A 21,716-nucleotide genomic window follows, 5' to 3' on the forward strand; every position below is an offset into this window, starting at 1 on the left:
AACTCGAGTACAAAATAATATACAAAGGTTTATTTGTAGTGAGAGGAAGTAAACGATATGAAAAAAAATAACATGCAATCAATTGATATAAATGGAAATGAGTTCAAGCGAGCTGGATTTGTACTTGTTTTACTGGCAGGGACCTTTTTAACGATTATAAACCAAACCTTGTTGGTGACTGCTTTACCAAAGATAATGGGAGATCTAGATATCAATGCTATAGATGCACAATGGCTCATCACATCATTTATGCTAATCAGTGGCATAATGATTCCTACTTCTGCATTTTTGTTAAATACTATAACTAATAGAACTTTATTTTTTATAGCAATGGGTAGCTTTGCAATAGGAACGGTTATTTGTGGACTTAGTACAACATTTACTACCTTGCTTTTAGGGCGGATTGTGCAAGCTATTGGATCAGGTTTAATGATCCCTTTAATGCAGACGCTTATGTTTATGGTTTATCCAGCAGAACGGAGAGGAGAAGCAATGGGATTAGTAGGAATTGTTATAGCATTTTCTCCTGCAATCGCTCCAACAGTATCTGGTTGGATTGTTGATTATTATGAATGGCGCTACTTATTTTATATACTTCTTCCAATTGTAGGGGTTAACATTTTGCTAGCATTCTTTTTTATGAAAAATATTATTAAATTAACAAAACCTAAGCTTGATGTTTTCTCTTTATTACTTAGTAGTTTAGGTTTAGGCTCACTTTTGTATGGGATAAGTATTGCAGGAAATGTTGGATGGCAAAATAAGATTTCTTGGGTAGCTTGCATAATTGGAATTGTCATCATCATACTTTTCTCCCGTCGCCAATTTAAATTAGCACAACCGTTTTTAGAGTTAAACGTATTTAAAAGCAGAACTTTTACGCTGTCTACAATCATTGTTGCCATTATTTTCATGACAATGATTGGTTCAGAAATTCTATTACCTATTTATACACAATCGGTAAAAGAATTTTCAGCCCTTCAATCGGGTCTAATCTTACTTCCAGGTGCTCTTGTTTTAGGTGTCATTTCACCAATTGCTGGGAAACTGTTTGATAAGTACGGTATAAGAAAAATAGCGATGATAGGTATGTTTATTTTAACTATTGCATCACTTCCTTTTTTATTTCTTACTAAGGAGACAGCTACTTGGTGGATTGTTTGTCTATATTCATTAAGGATGCTAGGAATGGGATTAGTAGCTATGCCATTAGCTACAGCAGGGATAAATGCACTACCAAATAAATTAATAACCCACGGATCGGCCATTAATAATACTGTGCGCCAAGTGTTTGCTTCATTAGGTTCTGCCATAATGGTAGGGATTATGTCAGCTACAGTAAATAATTATGAGGGCATCTCTGCTTTGTTGAAAGGACTTAATAATGGCTTTATGTCTGCTTTCTTTCTAATAGTAGCAGCATTTATTTTATGCTTTTTTATAAAATCAAAAGAAACAACAGATGAAAATTAATTTTATGTAAAAATCAAAATATAGGAGTGATTTTAAATGACACAAATAATTCAACCGTTTTTAACAGTCGCCAACTATCATTTACTTGAACAGCAAATGAATAAAATTTTGCAAACACTTGCAACAACAAAGGATAAAAATGTCATACTTGCTGTACGTGGTATTGTTGATAGTGAAATTACAGCTAAATTAGTGCTATCTGTTGAGGAAGCTAAGCATATCGAACAACTTTTTAATGTTACAGATCGAGTGCAGGGTGAAGCGTATTTAGAACAATTAAAACCCTATGTCATACCATTTAAAGCAGTCACACCAAGTATATTGAAAAGCCTATTTAAAAAGGAAAAAAAGCTAAAGTTACCAAACCTTGAAGAAATCGATTTGCAGCAAATTTGTTATTTCACTTGGGATGATTACGGTACACATCGAAAATATGTCGTGATTGAGAAGGATAAACAGTTTAAAGCGATTAAAGGCACAATCTCTAATGAAACAATTAAAGGAATATGTTCTATTTGTAACCGTCATGCTGATGTTCACTTGTTTACTACTTCAGTTAAAGGACGAGAGATTGGAACATTTACAAACCACAGTAATTATATTTGCGTAGATAGTCAACAATGTAATCAGCATATAACTGATTTAGAAAAAACAAAAGCGTTTTTTGAACGTATTACTCAATAGGAACAGTCTAAAAATGGATTTGGAAAATCTTTAATTCCAAATCCATTTCATGTTGTTGAAATACTATTATATCAATGAAATCAAGGTGACAAATTAAAAAGTATAGCCCTTTTTCAAAACGAGTGGTTGATTTCCGTTCCGACTGAGTGCTTTGTAGCTGTCGCTTTGCTTTCGCTACAGAAAACATATTTGCCGCTGACGCTTCGCTTTCGCGCAGGCAGAGCTTCCTGGGGGCGTCTGATGAGCCACTTCACTCGCATGCTCGCTCCAAGGTCTCATCTGTGACGCTGAATCCCAGAGGAATCACTCAGTCTACACTTCAATCAACCATTTCTCATAGTATTTTCATGGGCATTTCACATAAATGTATAGTGATAAATTGAAGTCTTAACCATCACTATTTTTCGCAAAAATGAAGCTGATAACATTTTTCTATGCGAAAGCAGTATGTCAGCAATAAGTGACTTTATGTTTATTTATAAAGTAGTTTTATGCACAAAATGTAGGTTGACAGCTATAGAATTGTACCACTATTCTATCCATTTAATAATGGTGAGTAATATGCTTTACTTTACTTTTGAGGTAAGTAAATATTTAAAGTTCTACACTATTGCTGATTGGAGTGCAAGGCTACTCGACTCCCGTGGGATAGCGAGACAGACGAGACCCTGCACGGAGCGTCAGCGCAGGAAGCGGCTCGTTGCTCGCCCACAGGAAAGCGAGTAGCCTGGAACGGAAATCACCTTCATTTTGACTAAATATTCACAAAGAGTCGACCATTTAGTTTTTCAACACTATGAAGTGGATGTGGAACTTTAATTCCAAATCCATTTTTGAGTGATGTGGTAATCTACATGGATCGAATTAGGAATTTGTATGAAAATGATATTTTCTATGAGGAGCTTTTAATTGAAATAGCTATGTCCTAATTTTCATCTTTTATTTTCCAGTCGTTGTGTATGATGTCTTGAAGAACATTTTTTAATTGTATAAATTGCTGCTCTGAGATTTTTGATTGTTTCATTACTTGACGAGATACTTCAGGGAGCTTATGACGAACATTCCTTCCTTCCTTTGTTAAATATATTTGCATTTGCCTTTCGTCATTTTTGGAACGCTCACGACAAATGTAACCCTTTGCCTCTAATTTTTTTAGTAACGGTGTTAATGTACCTGAATCTAAAAATAAACGTTGACCTAATTCTTTCACGGTTATTTGTTCGTTTTCCTCCAAAGCTAATAGGGTGATGTAACCTGTATAAGTTAAATCATATGGCTTCAATAATAATGTGTAATGTCGAATAATTTCCTTTGATGTTGCATACAAAAGAAAGCACAGTTGATTATCTAAATGATTAGACATAAAAATCCCCTCTTAAAGTTCTTCTACTTACATTTATATTAAAAATAAAGTTTCTACTTGTCAAACACAATTAAATTGTGTACAATTCGATTTATAAAAATTAAATTGTGTACAATTTAAAATATAAAGAAGGAGTTTTTTTGTTATGAAAGAATTATATTCAACTACAATGATTAATAATGGTGGGCGTAGTGGCACATCATATGCAGAGGATCAATCACTATCTTTAAAAATTGCACCACCTGGCTCAAAATTAGCCAATGCTACAAACCCAGAGCAATTATTTGCTGCAGGTTACAGTGCCTGCTTTAATAGTGCATTGGATTTAATTAAACGCCAGAAAAAGCTTAAAAATTCATCAACGATAAAAGTAACAGTTAAGTTAATGGAGCAAGCTACTTTTGACTACGTACTTGCTGTTGACATCGAAGGACATATTGAAGGATTAGTACTGGAGGAAGCACAGGAATTATTAGAGTTAACTCATACTGTTTGTCCATATTCAAAAGCAACAATGGGAAATATCAATGTAATAATTAAAGCCGTTTAAATTTTTTTCGAAAAAGAGGGAGATTACATGTCATCAACTACACCAGTAAAACAGATTATGCAGGAGCGTAAATCGGTTCGTAAATACAATGCTAAAACTAAAATATCTCGTGAAACAATAGTGCAGCTACTGCAAGATGCTACTTCAGCTCCTTCTTCGAGTAATATGCAACCATGGCGATTTATTGTCATTGATGATAAGGAAATTCAAAAGAGCATTAATTTCTTTTCATTTAATCAAGAGCAAATAGAAACAGCCTCTGCCATTATCGCTGTCATTGGAGATATTGAAATGTATGTAAATGCTGAGGTGATCTATGCAAAAAATGCGGAGCTAGGCTATATGCCAGAAGAAATTGCCAAAAAACTTGGACAAGACGCATTAGCAATGTACGGTTCAGCTTCAACAAAAACATTAGAAAACATAGTACATTTTGATGCTGGCTTAGTATCTATGCAGATAATGTTATTGGCGAAGGAAATGGGTTATGATACAGTTCCCATGGGTGGGTTTGATAAAACGAAATTCGCTGAATATATGGAATTACCTGCAAACGAAATACCGATATTATTAATAGCAATTGGTGAAGCAGCAGCCCCAGCTTATGGTTCTTCTCGTCTTCCAATTGATCGCATTGTAAGATTCAATAAATGAATTTTTTAAGCAATGTCCCAAATATATTTTGCGGACATTGCTTTTTTAAAATTTAGTAGCAAAAAGTCCCCCTTTGCGATAAAAGTCTAAGGGGGCGTTTGAGGTAATAAGTTTTTAAAAAAGTTTTCCTGATGATATCTTCATTTATATAATATTATAGCCCTAACTATTTCATAAAAATAAACCTTCCAACTTCTAGGGTCCTTCTTCATTCTTCCCCTCCCTCCAAGCTGGGCTCTAAAGATAAAATTGCCCCAAAATACTGTTGAGCAGTAGTAAAAGTAATAAACGCACAAAGCTCACTTATTTCTGCTTCCGAAAAAAATTCCTGCAATATTTCAAAAGAAGAATTTGAGATATCTCCTTTTTGCTGTAAAAAAACCTCTGCAAAGCCTACAGCAACAGATATTTTTTCATTAAACATATTTGGCTCTGGTTTCCCTTTTGCTTTACAATACTCACAACCATTTTTTTGCGCTAATGTTCTTCTAACCTGTTCTTTTAACTGTGATGCTAAAAGTCCATCTCTTTCTAATATCTTTCCTAAATGTGACCATGCTACCATAACCTCTTTATTGTGTCCTAATAGCTTCTGAAAAGGCGTATTCCCAAAAGCTGATTCATTAATTCTTGCCATTAATAACCCCTCCTTGTTATATTAAATATAAAATATTAAAAGATTAATTTGCATTAAATAAAAAATTAATTTTTATAAAATAAATTAAATATTTAATGAAAAATAGGAGAATTCGTTAAAAATGAAAATTGATGAAATTGATAATAAAATTATAGAGGAGTTAAGCAAGAATAGTCGTCTATCAATGAGTGAGCTTGGGAGAAGAATCAACCTTTCTTCCCCCTCAGTGACCGAAAGGGTAAGACAGATGGAGTCATTTGGTATAATAAAAAAATATACGTTGGAAATTGATTATGAAAAATTAGGATTTCCCATTCAATGTATAATTGAAGCAACTGTTAAAAACGGAGATTATAAATCATTTAAGAATTTTATAGAGGGACTTCCAAATGTAGAGTTTTGTTACCGTATAGCTGGTAATGCTTGCTATATGCTTAAATTGCAATTCGAAACTATTGCAAAAGCAGAAAAGTTTATAGATGCTGTGAATCCGTATGCATCCACCGTAACACATTTCATTTTTTCTCAAATTCAAACAACATTAAGGATTGATTAAAATTGTTTGTGTGTAGAAATAGATAACGAAACTCTTTTTTATACAACTAATCCAGATTGAGGGTACTACTCTAAGTTGCCTTTTACTATATTTATATCAATAAAGTCCCTAAACAAGCAGTTTAGGGACTTTACATAGTGTTGAAAAACTAAATGGTCAAGGGACTCTTTATGAATATTTAGCCAAAATGAAGGTGATTTCCGTTCCAGGCTACTCGCTTTCCTGTGGGCGAGCGACGAGCCGCTTCCTGCGCTGACGCTCCGTGCAGGGTCTCGTCTGTCTCGCTATGAACTGCACCCAAAATATTGGACTAAAAAAATCTAATATAAGGGGGTGCAGTTAGTGATTTCTGATGAACAAAAATTAGCCGCTGTTATTGCTTACTTTGAAGAAAATGAAAGTACGTATCAGATTGCAAAAAGATTACAGATTGACCGACATTACATTCGATTATGGATTGAATTATATCGATATCATGGCATCGAAGGAATTATTCGTCCTCAGGGGTACACGAATTATGAAGATTCTTTTAAAATAAAAGTAATTCAACACCTGATAGAGACGGGCGATTCGCTCTTACAGACCGCTGCGAAGTTTAATATTCCTTCTCGTGAAACCGTTCGAAGATGGAAAAAACAATGGATGTCAAAGGCTGGAGAGGTGCTCTATCAAGTAGAAAAGGAGTGCCAATCGATGCCAAAAAAACATACCCCTGCGACCGATTTAAATGAGAAAACGATGGATGAGTTAAAAGAAGAAATTGAATATTTACGTATGGAAAATGCCTATTTAAAAAAGTTGAAAGCCTTAGCTCAAGAAAAGGATGCATTCAAACCAAAGAAAAAGTAAGAGCTGTATATGAGCTAAGGCTGGATTTTCCTCTTCAAGCTCTATTAAAGGTGGCAAAACTAAAGAAAAGTACGTATTATTATCACCTTCAAAAATGGACAAAACCAGATAAATACCAAGAGATCAAAGAACGAATCCAGACGCTTTTTCATCATCATAAGGGGCGTTATGGTTATCGTCGTATTTGTTTAGCCCTCCGTAATGAAGGATTTTTCATCAATCATAAAACGGTTCAACGATTGATGCAGGAATTGGGCTTAAAAGGGACGGTACGCCCTAAAAAATACCGCTCGTATAAAGGGACAGTGGGCTATGTCGCAGAGAATCTAATTCAGCGCAATTTTGAAGCCACTGAACCAAATCAGAAATGGGTAACCGATGTAACTGAATTTAAAATGAATGGCCAAAAAATCTATATTTCAGCAGTATTAGATTTATTCAGTCGAGAAATTGTTGGATATGAGGTATCGAAATCACCTAATTTTGAGTTAGTTCAACAGTCTTTTAAAAAGGCGTTTACGTATACAAAATTACTGGAAAAGAATGACTTAATCATTCATTCTGATCAAGGATGGTTATATCAAATACCGCGTTTTCAAGAGTTATTAGCAACTTATGAAATCAAGCAAAGTATGTCACGGAAAGGAAATTGTTTAGATAATGCCGTGATAGAAAGCTTTTTTGGCATAATGAAATCAGAATTTCTGTATACCACTACGTTTAAAAACTATGAAGAATTCAAAAAAGAGTTAGCAGACTATATCTATTATTACAATCATGAACGGATAAAAATAAAACTCGATGGAAAAAGTCCAGTTGAGTTTCGAAAGGTTTCTTAAAAAGTTCAAATTTTTGGGGTCAGATCACTATCCCACGGGAGTCGAGTAGCCTTGCACTCCAATCAACAATAGTGTAGAACTTTAAATATTCTCTTCCTTCAAAAATCATTAAATTGATAGAATAGTGATAAATTCTATAGCTGTCAACCTACATTTTGTACATAAAACTACTTTGTAACGATACATAAAGCCACTTATTGCTAACACTGCTTTTGTATAGGGAAATGTTACCTAAACTCCATTTTTAGCAATATAGTGATGGCTAAGATTTCAATTTATCACTTTACATTTGTGTAAAATACCAGAAGAAAATACGATCAACCCCCTCGTTTTAAAAAAGGTCTATTACTTTTTAATTTGTCACCTTGATTTCATTGACATAATAGTATTTCAACAACATGTAAAGTCCCTAAACGAGCAGTTTAGGGACTTTATCATATCGAAAAATAGAATATTTCCTTACGTATACTTTTATAAGAGCACTTTACATATACTCTATTTTATGTTAAATTACTCGATAATAAATTTGACTAGAGGAGGTGTAAGCAATGTTAACTGTTTTTAGAATTCTTTTTGGTAAAAATGTAAAACTTGGAAATGGTTTAGCGGACAAAGGGAGTAGTCTGTCCTTTTTTATGCTATACAACCAAATAAAAACAGTTATCGGAGCTTTGCCTCTATGCCAAGTAAAATACAAAGTAATGACTTAGTGTCCCTATTTATTTGAGCATATTTTTATATTAAGTTTGGCACCGATAATTTTATTGGTGCCTTTTTTGTGTTTATTTTTAATAAAAGGGATAGACATCTCCTTTCTATTTACTCCTATAAAACTAGAGAGTCATATGGAAGGATGAGAAAGATGCAATTAAAACAAAGCAATAAGTATATAAGAATAAACAATTTCTTAATGGAACATAATTATCCTAATTTTAGAATGAAGCAAATATTGAATGCCATTTTTAAAGAAAGAATAGATAAGTTCAATGAAATGAATGTACTTCCTAAATCGTTGAGAGAGGATTTAGTTAAAGAATTTGGAGAGTCTATTTTAGATGTTACTCCTTTAAAGGAACAACATTCTGAGCAGGTTTCAAAAGTTTTATTTGGAATTTCAGGAAACGAAAAAATAGAAACGGTAAATATGAAATATAAAGCTGGTTGGGAGTCATTTTGTATATCCTCTCAGTGCGGATGTAATTTTGGTTGTAAATTTTGTGCAACTGGAGATATAGGTTTAAAACGCAACTTAACGTCAGATGAAATTACTGACCAAGTTTTGTATTTTCACTTAAAAGGACATTCAATTGATAGTATTTCTTTTATGGGAATGGGAGAAGCATTAGCGAATGTGCAAGTTTTTGATGCTTTAAATGTACTGACAAATCCAGAGTTGTTTGCCTTAAGTCCTCGTAGGTTATCTATTTCTACTATAGGCATTATTCCAGGCATTAAAAAAATGACTCAAAGCTATCCACAGGTCAATCTGACGTTTTCATTACATTCTCCTTTTAATGAGCAGCGAAGCAAGTTAATGCCAATTAATGAACGTTACCCATTATTGGATGTCATGGATACATTAGATGAGCATATACGAATGACCTCAAGAAAAGTTTATATTGCTTATATTATGTTGCCAGGAGTTAATGATTCTATTAACCATGCAAAAGAAGTAGTAAACCTTTTAAGAGGTAGATATAAAAGAGGGAGTTTGTTCCATGTAAACATCATTAGATATAACCCAACTGTTAGTTCACCTATGAGCTTTGAAGAAGTAAATGAGAATCAAGTTGTAAACTTCTATAAAGAATTAAAGTCAGCAGGAATTAACGTTACGATTAGAAGTCAATTTGGTATTGATATAGATGCTGCTTGCGGGCAGTTGTATGGAAACTATCAAAAAAATAATAAGTAAAGGTGAGAATAATGTTTAGAACGTGGGAAGTACCCTAAGAGATTTTTGCTAGCTATCTATCTATTAAAATTATTAGGAGGATATTTATGATAAAAGGAATCTTAGGAAGAAAAATAGGCATGTCTCAAGTGTTTAGTGATAGTGGTGATCCCATAGTTGTGACAGTTGTTGAAGTTGAAGAAAATGTGGTGTTACAGAAGAAAACGTTGGAAAGTGATGGATACAATGCCATCCAAATTGGTTTTTCTGATAAGAAGAATCCAAATAAGTCGGAAATCGGTAGAAGTCAAAAAGCAAATACTAATCCTAAAAGATATGTTAAAGAAATTCGTGGAGCATCATTAGAAGTTGGCAAACGAATAAGTGCAGATATATTCCAAGAAGGCGACATTGTAGATGTTACTGGTATATCTAAAGGAAAAGGATTTCAAGGTGTCATTAAAAGACATGGATTAAGTGGAGGTCCTGCATCTCACGGTTCAAGATTCCACCGGGCTCCTGGTTCGATTGGTGTAATCGCTAAAAATGATGGCATGAAAGTGTTCAAAGGAAAAAAAATGCCCGGACGTATGGGTGGAAAACAGACTACTATTCAAAATCTCACAATTATAAAGGTTGATAGTGAACGTAATTTGTTATTAATTAAAGGGAATATTCCCGGAGGAAAAAAGTCGTTTGTAATAATAGAAACTGCAATTAAAAAATTGAATGAAAAATGGTGATGATTAGTGATAAACAGAAAGAATAATAGCAAAAATATTTGTAGAGATCCTGTAGTCATTTCAGATTTTTTGATGTTGACTGACAATGATAAAATTCAACTACCGTCCATTGTGGCAAAAGTTAACGGTTATGAAATAAGTTTAAACTATTTAAATATTGAGCTGATTAACGACATGAAATTGGGTATCATACCTTCTGAAATGTCTTCATCAGACCTTCTTGAGAGTTATTATTATGCTCTGGAATCAGTCATTGAACATGAGCTTATTGTACAAAAAATGAATGAGGATAGTAGCATTTCTGGATGGGAACCTGATAAAGAACAAATTTCTGAATGTATGCAAGAATTATTTGACGAGTTTGGAATTGATGTATCAGAAGAATACTCTAAACAGGAGATGGAAGAATTGGTATTGCAGGAATTGCGTATCCAACGATTTATTGATAATCAGTTAGGAGACAATAGTGTATCCAAGGAAGAGATTGAACACGAATACCAAAACTCACCTGAAAAAGGAGAAATGCAAAAGGAATACATTCGGGTTATCCTTGAATATGAAAAGCGAGAAGAGCAATATAAAAACTTTATTCTTGAATTGAAAAAAGCAGCGTCAATTGAAACCTATCTATAATTTCATATGAAATTAGATCGATCCTTCCAAATTTTTGGAGGGATCTTTTATTGTATCCTTTTGAAACCTCCTTGCTATGCGAAGCTTCTAGCTATGGCAAGAAAAAAACCCCAGTCGTATTGAATTCAGGTCTGGTAAACCGACTTTGTACGAAAGGGGATCAAAATGGATAATAAAAGTTTAGCACACACAACATGGAATTGTAAGTATCATATTGTCTTTGCGCAAAAAAGCACGCAATTTGGTTAAAGTTCAGTATTTGGAAAGAGTGGAGAGTATTATATAAAATGGATTTTGTTATATAATACTTTGTGAGCATCGAATAAATTATTATTACCATCGATGCTATAGCGTTTTCAAATAGACTATTCATTTTATAAGGAGTGATGTGTTATGCATATAAAAACATATATTAGTCGGGACATAATAAACTATACTAGGAGGAATCTAAAATTTGATTTGTTTAAGATTAATTGATCAAAATAATTGGGAAGAGTGCATTAAACTAAAGTTAAAGCAGGAACAACAAGGTTTTATAGCTTCAAATTTGTATTCAATTGCAGAGAGTAAAATATTCCCGCATTTAAAGATAAAATCAATTTATTTCAGTGAAGAGCTAGTTGGTTTTGCAATGTATGGAATAGATTCAGATGATGGAAATTACTGGATTTACAGATTTATGATTGATGAACGCTTTCAGGGACGTGGATTTGGAAAAAGCGCAATGAAATTAATTATTCAGGATATAGCAAATAGTAATGATTGCACTGACGTTATATGGCTTGGGTATCAGCCGGAAAATGAACAGGGAAGAAGACTATATGCAAGTGTAGGTTTTGAAGAAGTAGGAATAGCTCCATGGGGTGAAATGTTAGCCAAATTTAGCTTTCCTAGTGGAAACTGAAGCTTAATGTATTCGAAGCTTCAGTTGTAGTGAATGTAAACATATTTTAATATATGAAGATTTAACCCGTGAAAAACCCGAGCTATTTACAAAACTCTAATTTAGTATTTTGTAATAGGTTCGGGTTTTCGATTTATAATTGCTTTGACTATATAGAAATGTCCCAGCTTCGTATAGATATGACTCTGTTTTTCAACAAATAAATTGAATCATCTAATATTTACTTGGAGCATTTATTTATATTCAATATAATTATGGAGAGTGACTAGTATTCACCATGGTAGAAATTTTGCGAACATGGTGTTAATGCTGACTCTTTGCGTGAACACGCAAAAAATAATGCGTGTGTGAACTAAATTTTGACGGAAAATACGGATTCTGTTGACAGTGAAGTCCGCTATGATCAAGAAGTGAGTTACAGAATTAACGCTCATTTTGAGAGTAAATGGAGGGATTATGTCATGTCTGCGATTTACCGTAAATTTGTTGATTTTTTCAATTTGTCCGATCAAAAATATGTTTGTTTCGTTCGTAAGTTTGAAGCCAAGACAAAAAAAGAAATCGCCTTTTACTTGTTTCTTGGCCTGCTACCTGGTCTGATTGCATATATATTCATCTATCCGCTTCGAGAGTTGATGATGGAATGGACCGGATTATCTGCTCACTATGTGCAGCTATATGTGCTCGTCCTAATGAGCGCTGGCTGGCATATGTGTGTTCCTTTCCTGATGCTGCGGTACAAGGATGGACTTTCATTAAAAGAATCGCTCGTATACTTAGGTTTTGCCAGACTTGATTTGAAAGGGCTGCTACTCGTCTTCCCAATTTTAACAATTCTATTTACGTTTTTAGCGTTGCCTTATGTAAAATATGTCTATCCACCGTTGTTTGAATGGCTGAATGGATTCCAAGCCTTCCATATGGGAGAATGGCATGTTTTTTATCAAGGGTATTACGACCCGAATTTTCCTTTGCCGCTATTTTTACTTGGTCTAATTGGTAACTTTATTGGGGAGGAAATTTACTTTCGAGGTTATTTACTACGTAAAGTTGGGCGCCTTAAACTTGACTGGCTATGGATTGCAATCATTTTTCAGTTCTATCACATGTGGCAAATACCAATCAACTGGGCATATGTTCCGTTAGCCGTAATTATCCCAGAAGAAATATTAGTTAAGTTGCGAAAAAATATTTATGGGGCTATCTTACTGCATCTGTTCGTGAATTTTTTGTGGGGGATGATTAATATGTATTTTGTTGGCGTACGATAAGCTCTAGTGTGTCCTGTGCGAGATTTTATGCTCCAATAATTACTGATTTTGTAGAGTATTCATTTGTAGTGAGGTGATGCAAGTTGCCAGAAATTGCGCGCAAATACAATTTGGTTGTATATTGCTCAGCCTTGTTATTGCTGATTGTTGCAATTTATATTCATACCATTACATTAAAAAACCCATATACTGGTTTGATGTTCCGCGAAGATGAAGGAACTTGGGTCGTAGCATCTATTGATCCTGCCGGCAAGGTGAGCGAATGGGACGTCCACCTCGGTGACAGACTCCTAACTGTTGATGGCAAAAAGCCAGAAGTAATGAAGCTTGGTGACCGTGCTTATCTGAAGCGATTGGGAGCGCTTCAGTTTGAACGTGAGGGCTTGGGACGCTTTGAATTGAGCAGTAATCCGGGGAAGCACGAAATGTATAAGACTTTATTTGCAGCATGCGCGGAACTGGCTCTGCTCGTTATTGGACTAGTTGCTTATCGGAACAAGCCCGAATCCTATATGGTGCGCCGCTTTTATGCGTTGAACGTATTTTTGGCAGCTACACTACTATCGGTCTATTCCACAGAGACGGTACTTACTGGATTGATGTTGCCTGTCGTTGCAAGTTGGTTGCCATACCTGTTGTTTGCCTTCTTCGTTGCCTTCGTGTTCCGCACTGTTCCAGGATGGATTGCTTTTGCGATGGCTACCTACCGGGGACTGGCTGCCTTATTTGCCGTGTATGCTTTACTCGTCTTCTCACTGGGAGCCATACCTGGGTGGACCCGGAGCGCTCTTCATACCATTCTGATCGGGACATTACTCGCCATATTCGTCATTGCTATCGTGTATTGGCGCGGGATGGACCGAGCTGAAAAAAACCGGTTGCTGACATTTGTTACTGCGTTGACATTTGGCCTGATGCCTTACCTGTTTCTGTATGCGCTCCCCGATCTGTTATGGGGGGAATACATAGCGTTGCCTGATATGACATTGGCAGGTCTCATTATCCTTCCTGCTTCCATACTATGGCTGTGGGCTAGACAAAGGCTGCTTGATATCCGCTTTTATCTTCCTAGTTTAGTTATTCATGGTTTGTATGTTGGGCTTGCGACAATCCTGATTGCGGCACTTATCCGTTCAAATGCATCTATAGTAACACTTTCATTGTGTGGCGCGTTCATTGTCCTGACATTGTTGCATCGACTCGGCCTTGATAACTTCAAACGGCAGCGGGAGAAACGGGAAAATCGTTTGGATCGACTGCGGTTGGAGATGTCGATAAGATTTGCCGAGCATCGCAATAGCCGTGATCTATTGCGAATGCCTGCAGAGCTTATCCATAGCGTGACAGAAATCGAGGGACTCTGCTTCGTTTGGAAACGGGGAAGTGAAACCATTATGTATGGAACTGGGCCATTTATCGAGATGCGGGAGTTAAACCAATTCCAGCAACCCGAACTGAGTGTTTTTGCACAAGTGATGGATCTTGTGCAGCCCAATGGAATGGTCATTGGCTATTTAGGACTTGGTTCAAAAAAAAATAATACGTCCTTTACATCAGAAGAGCTCGGCTTAATCGACAAAGTAAGGATGGAAACGGTCCGTTTACTAATGGGTGCTGCCCTACTTGACGAACTACGGGAAGCGAAAAGTGGGCTACCAAAGGAAACCACGGAATATAAACTGCTAGAGGCACAGCAGGCAGAGCGGGTGCGAATGTCATATTACTTGCACGATCATGTTTTGCAGAATTTAATCTTTCTTGCACGCGATTTAGAAGAATTACACGATACTGAACAAAGTGATAAGCAGTTGACTGCTATATGGTTGAAATGTTTGTACGATACGCAACGCGATATTCGAATGTTGTGTGATGATTTATACCCTCACATCATTGATCAGGCAGGGCTAGATGCAGCGCTGCTCTGGCTCGCGCGAACAGTTAAGGAGAATGGAGGGCCAACTATTAAGTTAGAGAACAAGCTACCAGTTACGTTGCCTTCACTATACAAAATGACGCTATTCCGCATTGTGCGTGAACTTGCTAATAATACGGTCAAGCATGCGAGGGCACAGAAGCTAGAGATTCAATTATGGGAAATGGACGATGCGTTCTACGGACAAATTAGCGATGACGGTATTGGATTCGATCCAACGAATGTGAGTGGTATTCGGTCCGATTCCCAAGGATTCGGACTTGTCACGATCAACAGTCAAATTGTCCAATTTGGAGGCGATATCAAGATTGACTCAGGAGCTGAACGTGGAACGATTGTCCGCATTAGGCTTCCAAAACAGGGAGGTGAAGTAAACTATGAAACAGCCAATCAAGGTGCTGCTACTCGATGATCATCCGCTTGTCATGGAGGGTTTAAAGAATCGACTTGAGCGTGAGCAGGATATGTTGGTTGTAGGAACGTTTAATGAACCTCACGAGGTGCTTAAACGTATCGGTGCACTAAAGCCGGATGTTGCCGTTATTGATATTTCAATGCCGGGTATGACGGGATTCGACTTGGCGATAGAAATAAAGAGAACATACGATACGGCAATCAAGTTGATTGTGTTGTCAGGTTACGTCTACGATGAATATGTGCATAAGGCTTATGAGATAGGAATTCACGCTTATTTATCTAAACAGGCAACCTACCCACAAATTATAAACGCCATTCGGCAGAGTATGCTTGGGCTGCGGATCGTACCAGAGAAAATGACTACAATACCAAGAGCTGACCAATTGACACCAACAGAGAAGGATGTACTAAAGCAAATCGCACTAGAGAAGACAAATAAGGAAATTGCTAGGGAATTAGCGATGAGCCAGCGAACAGTAGAATACCATATGGCAGCTATTAACCAAAAGCTCGATGTAAAGACGAGGGTTGGGGCGGTAGCAAAGGGCTATGAGATGGGATTGCTAGAACGTCTATATGACTGAGGCTAGCATTAAGGGAAAGCCCCTCTATTAGACTGCCAGTTTTGTAGGTATAGAGAATTGATGATGAAACTATTTATATCATTCCACATCTATATTTTTTCGGTATTTAAGTATGAACAAACGACCGCCAGTTGCACTAAACGTGATGCTAGCGTGTTTTTTTATAACCTAATCCAAAGATGGATGAAGATACAAATTCATTAAAAACCACTTTCAGTTACAGTTACTGAAAGTGGTTCTTTCATGAAACAAAGCTAATGTATCTTTGGCACCTGCTATAGCTTCTAGTAATGATTTACCTAATTGGTCCGTTACTGACACGATATCTTCTTCATCTGTTGGTGTATTTAAAATCGCGACAATATTAGGGCTTGGTTGTTGGATTTGTTTGAGTAAACGTAAAATGGCATTAATTGAGTAATGGGCATTTCTTAAACTACGAATGACTCGTAGCTGCTCAAGTTCCCTTTCACCATATGCTCTGTTACCATTGTCTAGTCTCGGAACTGCAATGAGTCCGTTGCGTTCCCAATTCCTAATAACTTCAGATGTAATATCTAGCAGCTGTGCCGTCTCCTTTCGAGAATATGTGCGTGTATTGACAGTAGGACATTCTTTCAACCATTTCTCCACAATTTTTGTAGCAGACAAGGCATGAACATATTCTCGTTCTAAATTGGTTAGATAGTCTATTGTTAGTTTTTCAGCCTGCGCAAAATTTTCTTTTCCGCAAGCATATACAATTGAACGAGCTCTTTTCCGAATATCCCCTTGTACAATTTCACACTGAAAGAGCGTCCGTGCGACCATTAACTGAAATAAATGGGTGTCTGAATAAATACGATAACCATTTGCTTGCCTTGGTACAGGGGAGATAAAACACCATTTTTCATAAATGCTCACAGTGTTTGGGTGTACCCCAACAAGTGTGGCGATTTCTTTTGTTTTGTACATCAGACACACCTACTTCCATTTAAAGAATTTAATCGCTCCACATAAACCGATTATAATGCATAGAGCTAAAATCACGATATGGAATAGACCATCAGTTAGTGGCTCCCCTGTACTTGCCTGTTTCAATAAGTGAATACCATGAGAAAGTGGCAAAATATCCATCACCCATTGGAAGAATCGAGGCATAACCTCATATGGTATCGTTGCTCCTGAAAACAGTAACATCGTGAAGTAAGCAACAGAGCTCCAAACATTTGCTGACTTTTGGTCAGGTACTAAGCTTCCAATGAAAATTCCGATACTATACATCGCTATAATGACAAAAGCGTATGTCAGAAGGAATATACCCCAGGAGCCTTTTAGTTCATAATCAAATAACAAATGATAAACAATTGTGACACCAATAAATGAAACAAGTGCTGAAGAAAGCTGAATTAGTCCTTGGGCAAATAGAATTTGGAGAGGTGACACAGGTGTCACTTGAAATCGCTTTAAAATCCCTCGGTGACGGTAATCTGCAATGGTCAGTGGTACACCCATAACCCCTGTTGCTAGTACACCAATCGTAATTACAGCTGCGTACGATAATTCAAAGTTAGAAGCACCAGCTAAACCGTCCTTATTCAGTAAATAACCAAATAGGGTAGCTAAAATAATAGGAAAGCAGATTCCAAAAATGAGAATATCAATGCCCTTCCAAACGAGCTTACCCTCAATTTTTAAAAAGGTTAGAAATGTACTCATACCCAATCCTCCTCGCCAGCATAATATAGGTACGCATTTTCTAGTGTGGCTTTCTTACTTACATGGATTACTTCTTGGATTGTGCCATGAAAGACCGTTTTGCCTTCTTTTAAAATTAAAATTTTATCACATAACGCCTCAACCTCGTCCATGTAGTGCGATGTTAGGACAATTGCCAGACCTTTTTCTTTCATTGCTAAAAGCTGTTTCCAAAGCAAACGCCTAGCCTTTGTATCTAATCCTGTTGTGAGCTCATCTAGGAAAACAAGTTTAGGATTTGAAATTAATGCCAGTAACACCGCTAAGCGTTGACGTTCACCTCCTGATAGAGTTTTCACAAGTTGAGTTTCCTTTCCAACTAGACCAAATGTCTGTAAGAGTAGAGGTACATCAGCAGTGTGTTTATAAAGTGACTCCCATTGCTCGCATGCCTCACGCACCGTTAATCCTTCTTGGAAATTTGTTTCTTGAAACTGTACACCTACCCCTTGAAAGACTTCCTTGCGATGGAGAATTGGTGACTTACCGAGCATTGTAAGCTCTTCGTAATTACTTTTTTCAATACCGAGCACTGCTGCAATAGTAGAGGATTTCCCTGCACCGTTTGCCCCAAGTATGCCAATTACCTCCCCAGGCTTGATGGTCATGTACATGGTTGTATCTATCCATATTTACAACACTGGAACCTCCTTTTATTAGATAATATTTTACTGAAATTTCTTTTTTAAACATGCCATTACTTGTCATGTTTTATGGTTACTATAGTATTGTTCCTTAATACTTAGGAAAGTATATAAAAGATAAAAAGGAGAGATTATAAAATGTCACGTGAAATAGTTTTATACATTGCTACAAGCTTAGATGGATTTATTGCAAAGGAAGATAATGACTTACAATGGTTAATTGAGACAGAAGGAGAGGGTGATGCAGGATACGAAGATATGTATCAATCAATAGATACAACAATTATGGGGAAAAAGACATATGATTATGTAATGAAAAACTCAGAATCATTTCCGTATCCTGAAAAAAAATGCTATGTCTTCAGCAATTCTGAAAAAGGTTCAAATGAATATGTGGAATTTGTCAATGAAAATGTAATAGAGTTTACAAGAAAATTAAAGAAACAACAGGGTTCTAAAATATGGATGATTGGAGGAGCGGGTATACTGGATGCTTTTATAAAGGAAAATTTAATTGACGAATATATTATTACTGTTACACCTCATATACTTGGCTCTGGTATTCCATTGTTTAAAGTAAAAAATCCTCAAATCGATTTAATTTTAATTGATACAAAGCGGTATGGTCAGTTTGTACAGATGCATTATAAAGTGAAGCAGTACAAGAAATAGTATTTCGCTGTGCAGTAGATTCCATAAACAAAGCTTTTCATATTGCAACACAAATTAGGACAACTTTGCCTTTAAGTGAAGTTGTCCTTTTATAGTTAAAAGTACTGCGGATGAAATCAAAATCCCCGCCCAAATACAAACCACATTCCTTTACAGAAAAATGCGAATTTATTATGACCTTTCCCCAAGTTCTTAATATAAAGGTTGAAACTATACACTAGTGTCGGTATAATCTGAAATATAAACGACAATAGTGTATAGTTTGTTGTGTGCATTCTGTCATTCATTAAGGGAGGTGGCTTATGGCACCAAAGGTTAGTGAAGAATATAAAAAAGAAAGAGAGAGAGAGCTGATAGAGGCAGCTAAGAAGGTGTTTATCGAGAAAGGTTTTGTCCACGCATCTATGCAGGATATAATGGACAAAGCTGGAATATCCAGAGGAGCATTGTATAGTTATTTCAATAATATTAATCACGTATTTATTGAAGTTTTAAAATATGATGACGAAAAAGATATTCAATATTTTGTGCCATCGGAGGAAGGCCCACTGTGGCCCCAGTTAAAAAAATGGATTGAAGAACAGCAAATTTATATTGAGGCAATTGATCAAACATTGGTCTATGCAAAGGCAGAATTCTTTTTATCGTATAAATACACACATAATAAAGATAATTTCCCTTACATTTCTGAACGCTACCATCGTATTAATGAAGTAATAGAAGAAGTATTAAATGAAGGCATGCGTAAAGGGGAATTTAGCCCTCAACAATCTACCCATTCTATTGCAAGGTATATCCTCTCATTTATAAACGGTTTAATGTTGGACACGTTCCAGCTAGGATATGAACATACAAAAGTAAAGGATCAGTTATCCGTCTTACTTTTCTCTTTAGAAAAATTAATTAATCCAAAATCCACTTTCAATAAGGAGCATTCCTGTTAGAAGGATTTTCAGGGGCTTGAAATCAGAAAAGCCCTCTTGTATGATGCATGAGTGTCAACAGCCATTGACCCACTATCACACAGGAGGACTCCTTTTATGAATTCTAATAGGAACCAAAAGATTAATCAAGTCTCTGAAAAAACACTCGTCATCGGTATCGATATTGCCAAGCGTACACATTATGCATGCGCGGTTGATGAAAGAGGACGCGTGCTCCATAAATCGTTCCCTTTCTCGCAAACAAGAGAAGGTTTCGATGCTTTTTATGAAAGATTACTGGCTTTACGTGCTACCCATGAAAAAAGTGAAATTCTTGTCGGTTTCGAGCCCACAGGTCACTACTGGATGAATCTCGCTGCCTATCTTCAAGCACACGGAATTCCATTTATCATGGTGAATCCTCATCATGTCAATCGTTCCAAAGAGCTAGATGACAATCTTCAAACAAAGAATGACCAAAAGGATGCGCTCGTCATTGCACGTTTAATGCGAGATGGACGGTTTAGTTATCCACGTATTCTAGAAGGCGTGGAAGCTGAATTGCGTAATGGTACAACCTTGCGTGCCAAAATCCAAGAAGATGTAAATGCCCTTCAAAATCGAATGATTCGTTGGTTAGATCGCTTTTTTCCTGAGTTTACACAGGTATTTAAAAACTTCGGGAAAATGGCGTATGCGGCGCTTGAAAAGACACCACTGCCGATGGACATTCAAGGGAAAACGCCAGAAGAATTATTATTTTTATACCGCCAAGTAGATGGGATGAAAAGTCCACAGCTACCAAAGGCAAAACAATTAGTCGAGGTGGCACAAAGCTCGATTGGACTGACAGAAGGCTTAGTGATGGCACGCATTGAAATCGCTACACTACTTTCCCAGTATCAATTGATGCAAGCTCAGCTTGATGAATTAACAGCCCAGCTTATAGAACTGGCAAAACAAATGACGGATTATGCGTATTTAGCATCAGTACCTGGAATCGGAGACGTAACAATTGTCGAGCTGCTTTCCGAAGTTGGTTCTCTTACACAATATGAGCATCCACGCCAATTAATCAAACTAGCGGGACTCACATTACGTGAAAACTCATCTGGACAGCATAAAGGACAAAAACGGATTTCTAAGCGTGGTAGAAGAAAACTTCGAGCTCTTTTATTCCGTGTGATGATCCCGTTAATTCGCCTTTAAGCAATTACATGACTATTACACTACACGCACCGTCAATCCCCTTCGTAAGAAGCAATCGATTGTCGTGCTCTGTGGAAAGTTACTGAAGATTTTACACACCTTGTGCAAGAAGAAAATACATTTTGATTTGAGGCAAATGATGAAAGACCTTTATTGTCTCGGAGAGGCAGCCTAAGCCAACGGAACTCGACCACTAACAGAAGGATGACACGGAGAAGCCGGCATTATTTTCACCATAAGACTACGAGTCCCTTAAGGAGCATCGCCAGCCTCTGCCTTATGAATAGACCGAACGAAGGAATGTATGCGCTAGACGCCAAGAGACATGGGAGGGTACGTCGTCATAAGCATCGCAGAGATCCAATAATGCATCACATAATGGATTAGTGAGTTAATTTTATCCAATTAACTTTAGCGAAGCGTACCTATCAAATGACAATGTATTGAAAAACTAGAAAAGACTAAATGTACTATGCGGTGAAAAAATATTTTCACCACATTAAAAATGGGTCAAACCGTTGATATATCAACATTTATAGAGGGAGTG

The 21,716-nt window shown here is 36.5% G+C and carries 22 protein-coding genes and 1 pseudogene; 18 read left to right on the forward strand and 5 right to left on the reverse strand.

Features of this window, described 5'->3' with window-relative positions:
• The first annotated feature begins 57 nt into the window (after positions 1 to 57).
• Together QNH24_RS08680 and QNH24_RS08685 are read left to right on the forward strand one after the other, a co-directional pair.
• On the forward strand, positions 58 to 1,473 hold the full coding sequence (locus QNH24_RS08680) for an MDR family MFS transporter (protein WP_283871654.1): 1,416 nt from the start codon (positions 58 to 60) through the stop codon (positions 1,471 to 1,473).
• 36 nt (positions 1,474 to 1,509) lie between these two features.
• Complete coding sequence (locus QNH24_RS08685) at positions 1,510 to 2,157, forward strand: FusB/FusC family EF-G-binding protein (RefSeq protein ID WP_283871655.1); 648 nt, start codon at positions 1,510 to 1,512, stop codon at positions 2,155 to 2,157.
• A gap of 925 nt (positions 2,158 to 3,082) precedes the next feature.
• Here QNH24_RS08685 and QNH24_RS08690 read toward each other — a convergent pair.
• On the reverse strand, positions 3,083 to 3,520 hold the full coding sequence (locus QNH24_RS08690) for a MarR family winged helix-turn-helix transcriptional regulator (RefSeq protein WP_283871656.1): 438 nt from the start codon (positions 3,518 to 3,520) through the stop codon (positions 3,083 to 3,085).
• A gap of 145 nt (positions 3,521 to 3,665) precedes the next feature.
• Here QNH24_RS08690 and QNH24_RS08695 point away from each other — a divergent pair, with 145 nt between their 5' ends.
• A complete protein-coding gene (locus tag QNH24_RS08695) occupies positions 3,666 to 4,070 on the forward strand; it encodes an Ohr family peroxiredoxin (RefSeq protein ID WP_283871657.1) in 405 nt (134 codons plus the stop codon).
• Positions 4,071 to 4,097: 27 nt separating this feature from the next.
• The gene (locus tag QNH24_RS08700) at positions 4,098 to 4,724 is read left to right on the forward strand and encodes a nitroreductase family protein (RefSeq protein ID WP_283871658.1); all 627 of its coding nucleotides are present in this window, start codon (positions 4,098 to 4,100) and stop codon (positions 4,722 to 4,724) included.
• Positions 4,725 to 4,932: 208 nt separating this feature from the next.
• On the opposite strand, the gene QNH24_RS08705 is transcribed toward QNH24_RS08700, so the two are convergent.
• Positions 4,933 to 5,361 (reverse strand): carboxymuconolactone decarboxylase family protein, encoded by a 429-nt coding sequence (locus QNH24_RS08705; protein WP_283871659.1) that lies wholly within the window; start codon positions 5,359 to 5,361, stop codon positions 4,933 to 4,935.
• A gap of 121 nt (positions 5,362 to 5,482) precedes the next feature.
• Here QNH24_RS08705 and QNH24_RS08710 point away from each other — a divergent pair, with 121 nt between their 5' ends.
• The 11 genes from QNH24_RS08710 (at position 5,483) to QNH24_RS08765 (ending at position 15,984) form a co-directional block, all read left to right on the forward strand.
• Complete coding sequence (locus QNH24_RS08710) at positions 5,483 to 5,917, forward strand: Lrp/AsnC family transcriptional regulator (RefSeq protein ID WP_054770362.1); 435 nt, start codon at positions 5,483 to 5,485, stop codon at positions 5,915 to 5,917.
• Between the two features lie 342 nt (positions 5,918 to 6,259).
• A complete protein-coding gene (locus tag QNH24_RS08715; RefSeq protein WP_283868913.1) occupies positions 6,260 to 6,766 on the forward strand; it encodes a helix-turn-helix domain-containing protein in 507 nt (168 codons plus the stop codon).
• Positions 6,745 to 7,605: an IS3 family transposase gene (locus QNH24_RS08720; protein WP_283872776.1), complete on the forward strand. Its 861-nt coding sequence runs from the start codon at positions 6,745 to 6,747 to the stop codon at positions 7,603 to 7,605. The genes QNH24_RS08715 and QNH24_RS08720 overlap by 22 nt, the downstream gene beginning before the upstream one ends.
• 548 nt (positions 7,606 to 8,153) lie before the next feature.
• Positions 8,154 to 8,315 (forward strand): hypothetical protein, encoded by a 162-nt coding sequence (locus QNH24_RS08725; protein WP_283871660.1) that lies wholly within the window; start codon positions 8,154 to 8,156, stop codon positions 8,313 to 8,315.
• A 152-nt stretch (positions 8,316 to 8,467) separates the two neighbouring features.
• On the forward strand, positions 8,468 to 9,520 hold the full coding sequence (locus QNH24_RS08730; protein WP_283871661.1) for a Cfr family 23S rRNA (adenine(2503)-C(8))-methyltransferase: 1,053 nt from the start codon (positions 8,468 to 8,470) through the stop codon (positions 9,518 to 9,520).
• A gap of 86 nt (positions 9,521 to 9,606) precedes the next feature.
• Positions 9,607 to 10,242, forward strand: coding sequence for a 50S ribosomal protein L3 (rplC, locus tag QNH24_RS08735; RefSeq protein WP_283871662.1), 636 nt, complete (start codon positions 9,607 to 9,609; stop codon positions 10,240 to 10,242).
• A gap of 6 nt (positions 10,243 to 10,248) precedes the next feature.
• On the forward strand, positions 10,249 to 10,875 hold the full coding sequence (locus QNH24_RS08740) for a hypothetical protein (RefSeq protein ID WP_283871663.1): 627 nt from the start codon (positions 10,249 to 10,251) through the stop codon (positions 10,873 to 10,875).
• Positions 10,876 to 11,329: 454 nt separating this feature from the next.
• Entirely contained in the window at positions 11,330 to 11,779 is a 450-nt protein-coding gene (locus QNH24_RS08750) for a GNAT family N-acetyltransferase (protein WP_054770365.1), read from the forward strand.
• A gap of 461 nt (positions 11,780 to 12,240) precedes the next feature.
• Positions 12,241 to 13,050 (forward strand): CPBP family intramembrane glutamic endopeptidase, encoded by an 810-nt coding sequence (locus QNH24_RS08755; RefSeq protein ID WP_283871664.1) that lies wholly within the window; start codon positions 12,241 to 12,243, stop codon positions 13,048 to 13,050.
• A gap of 83 nt (positions 13,051 to 13,133) precedes the next feature.
• Positions 13,134 to 15,395: a sensor histidine kinase gene (locus tag QNH24_RS08760; protein WP_283871665.1), complete on the forward strand. Its 2,262-nt coding sequence runs from the start codon at positions 13,134 to 13,136 to the stop codon at positions 15,393 to 15,395.
• Complete coding sequence (locus tag QNH24_RS08765) at positions 15,361 to 15,984, forward strand: response regulator transcription factor (protein ID WP_283871666.1); 624 nt, start codon at positions 15,361 to 15,363, stop codon at positions 15,982 to 15,984. The genes QNH24_RS08760 and QNH24_RS08765 overlap by 35 nt, the downstream gene beginning before the upstream one ends.
• A gap of 213 nt (positions 15,985 to 16,197) precedes the next feature.
• Here the strand turns inward: QNH24_RS08765 and QNH24_RS08770 are convergent, their stop codons facing one another.
• The 3 genes from QNH24_RS08770 to QNH24_RS08780 are packed head-to-tail and all read right to left on the reverse strand — an operon-like array spanning position 16,198 to position 18,335.
• A complete protein-coding gene (locus QNH24_RS08770; protein ID WP_283871667.1) occupies positions 16,198 to 16,938 on the reverse strand; it encodes a MerR family transcriptional regulator in 741 nt (246 codons plus the stop codon).
• Positions 16,939 to 16,947: 9 nt separating this feature from the next.
• The gene (locus tag QNH24_RS08775; RefSeq protein ID WP_054770372.1) at positions 16,948 to 17,682 is read right to left on the reverse strand and encodes an ABC transporter permease; all 735 of its coding nucleotides are present in this window, start codon (positions 17,680 to 17,682) and stop codon (positions 16,948 to 16,950) included.
• The gene (locus QNH24_RS08780; protein ID WP_283871668.1) at positions 17,679 to 18,335 is read right to left on the reverse strand and encodes an ABC transporter ATP-binding protein; all 657 of its coding nucleotides are present in this window, start codon (positions 18,333 to 18,335) and stop codon (positions 17,679 to 17,681) included. The genes QNH24_RS08775 and QNH24_RS08780 overlap by 4 nt, the downstream gene beginning before the upstream one ends.
• A gap of 168 nt (positions 18,336 to 18,503) precedes the next feature.
• Between QNH24_RS08780 and QNH24_RS08785 the strand changes: the two genes are divergently transcribed.
• The 3 genes and pseudogenes from QNH24_RS08785 to QNH24_RS08795 all read left to right on the forward strand — a co-directional run bounded on the left by QNH24_RS08785 (position 18,504) and on the right by QNH24_RS08795 (position 21,344).
• Positions 18,504 to 19,037, forward strand: a complete 534-nt coding sequence (locus QNH24_RS08785) for a dihydrofolate reductase family protein (protein WP_283871669.1) — start codon at positions 18,504 to 18,506, stop codon at positions 19,035 to 19,037.
• 302 nt (positions 19,038 to 19,339) lie between these two features.
• Positions 19,340 to 19,981, forward strand: coding sequence for a TetR/AcrR family transcriptional regulator (locus QNH24_RS08790; protein WP_283871670.1), 642 nt, complete (start codon positions 19,340 to 19,342; stop codon positions 19,979 to 19,981).
• A 96-nt stretch (positions 19,982 to 20,077) separates the two neighbouring features.
• Positions 20,078 to 21,344: pseudogene (locus QNH24_RS08795) on the forward strand (IS110 family RNA-guided transposase).
• Positions 21,345 to 21,716 lie beyond the last annotated feature (372 nt).

Origin of the sequence: Lysinibacillus pakistanensis (assembly GCF_030123245.1) — a bacterium.
Classification (GTDB): Bacteria; Bacillota; Bacilli; order Bacillales_A; family Planococcaceae; genus Lysinibacillus; species Lysinibacillus pakistanensis.

What these genes read in the sequence shown, in the direction of transcription:
- rplC (WP_283871662.1), top strand. Translation starts at nt 9,607, where the DNA reads ATGATAAAAGGAATCTTAGGAAGAAAAATAGGCATGTCTCAAGTGTTT.
- QNH24_RS08695 (WP_283871657.1), top strand. Translation starts at nt 3,666, where the DNA reads ATGAAAGAATTATATTCAACTACAATGATTAATAATGGTGGGCGTAGT.
- QNH24_RS08780 (WP_283871668.1), bottom strand. Translation starts at nt 18,335, where the DNA reads ATGTACATGACCATCAAGCCTGGGGAGGTAATTGGCATACTTGGGGCA.
- QNH24_RS08790 (WP_283871670.1), top strand. Translation starts at nt 19,340, where the DNA reads ATGGCACCAAAGGTTAGTGAAGAATATAAAAAAGAAAGAGAGAGAGAG.
- QNH24_RS08775 (WP_054770372.1), bottom strand. Translation starts at nt 17,682, where the DNA reads ATGAGTACATTTCTAACCTTTTTAAAAATTGAGGGTAAGCTCGTTTGG.
- QNH24_RS08755 (WP_283871664.1), top strand. Translation starts at nt 12,241, where the DNA reads ATGTCTGCGATTTACCGTAAATTTGTTGATTTTTTCAATTTGTCCGAT.
- QNH24_RS08705 (WP_283871659.1), bottom strand. Translation starts at nt 5,361, where the DNA reads ATGGCAAGAATTAATGAATCAGCTTTTGGGAATACGCCTTTTCAGAAG.
- QNH24_RS08725 (WP_283871660.1), top strand. Translation starts at nt 8,154, where the DNA reads ATGTTAACTGTTTTTAGAATTCTTTTTGGTAAAAATGTAAAACTTGGA.
- QNH24_RS08765 (WP_283871666.1), top strand. Translation starts at nt 15,361, where the DNA reads ATGAAACAGCCAATCAAGGTGCTGCTACTCGATGATCATCCGCTTGTC.
- QNH24_RS08680 (WP_283871654.1), top strand. Translation starts at nt 58, where the DNA reads ATGAAAAAAAATAACATGCAATCAATTGATATAAATGGAAATGAGTTC.
- QNH24_RS08685 (WP_283871655.1), top strand. Translation starts at nt 1,510, where the DNA reads ATGACACAAATAATTCAACCGTTTTTAACAGTCGCCAACTATCATTTA.
- QNH24_RS08690 (WP_283871656.1), bottom strand. Translation starts at nt 3,520, where the DNA reads ATGTCTAATCATTTAGATAATCAACTGTGCTTTCTTTTGTATGCAACA.
- QNH24_RS08710 (WP_054770362.1), top strand. Translation starts at nt 5,483, where the DNA reads ATGAAAATTGATGAAATTGATAATAAAATTATAGAGGAGTTAAGCAAG.
- QNH24_RS08785 (WP_283871669.1), top strand. Translation starts at nt 18,504, where the DNA reads ATGTCACGTGAAATAGTTTTATACATTGCTACAAGCTTAGATGGATTT.
- QNH24_RS08700 (WP_283871658.1), top strand. Translation starts at nt 4,098, where the DNA reads ATGTCATCAACTACACCAGTAAAACAGATTATGCAGGAGCGTAAATCG.
- QNH24_RS08770 (WP_283871667.1), bottom strand. Translation starts at nt 16,938, where the DNA reads ATGTACAAAACAAAAGAAATCGCCACACTTGTTGGGGTACACCCAAAC.
- QNH24_RS08730 (WP_283871661.1), top strand. Translation starts at nt 8,468, where the DNA reads ATGCAATTAAAACAAAGCAATAAGTATATAAGAATAAACAATTTCTTA.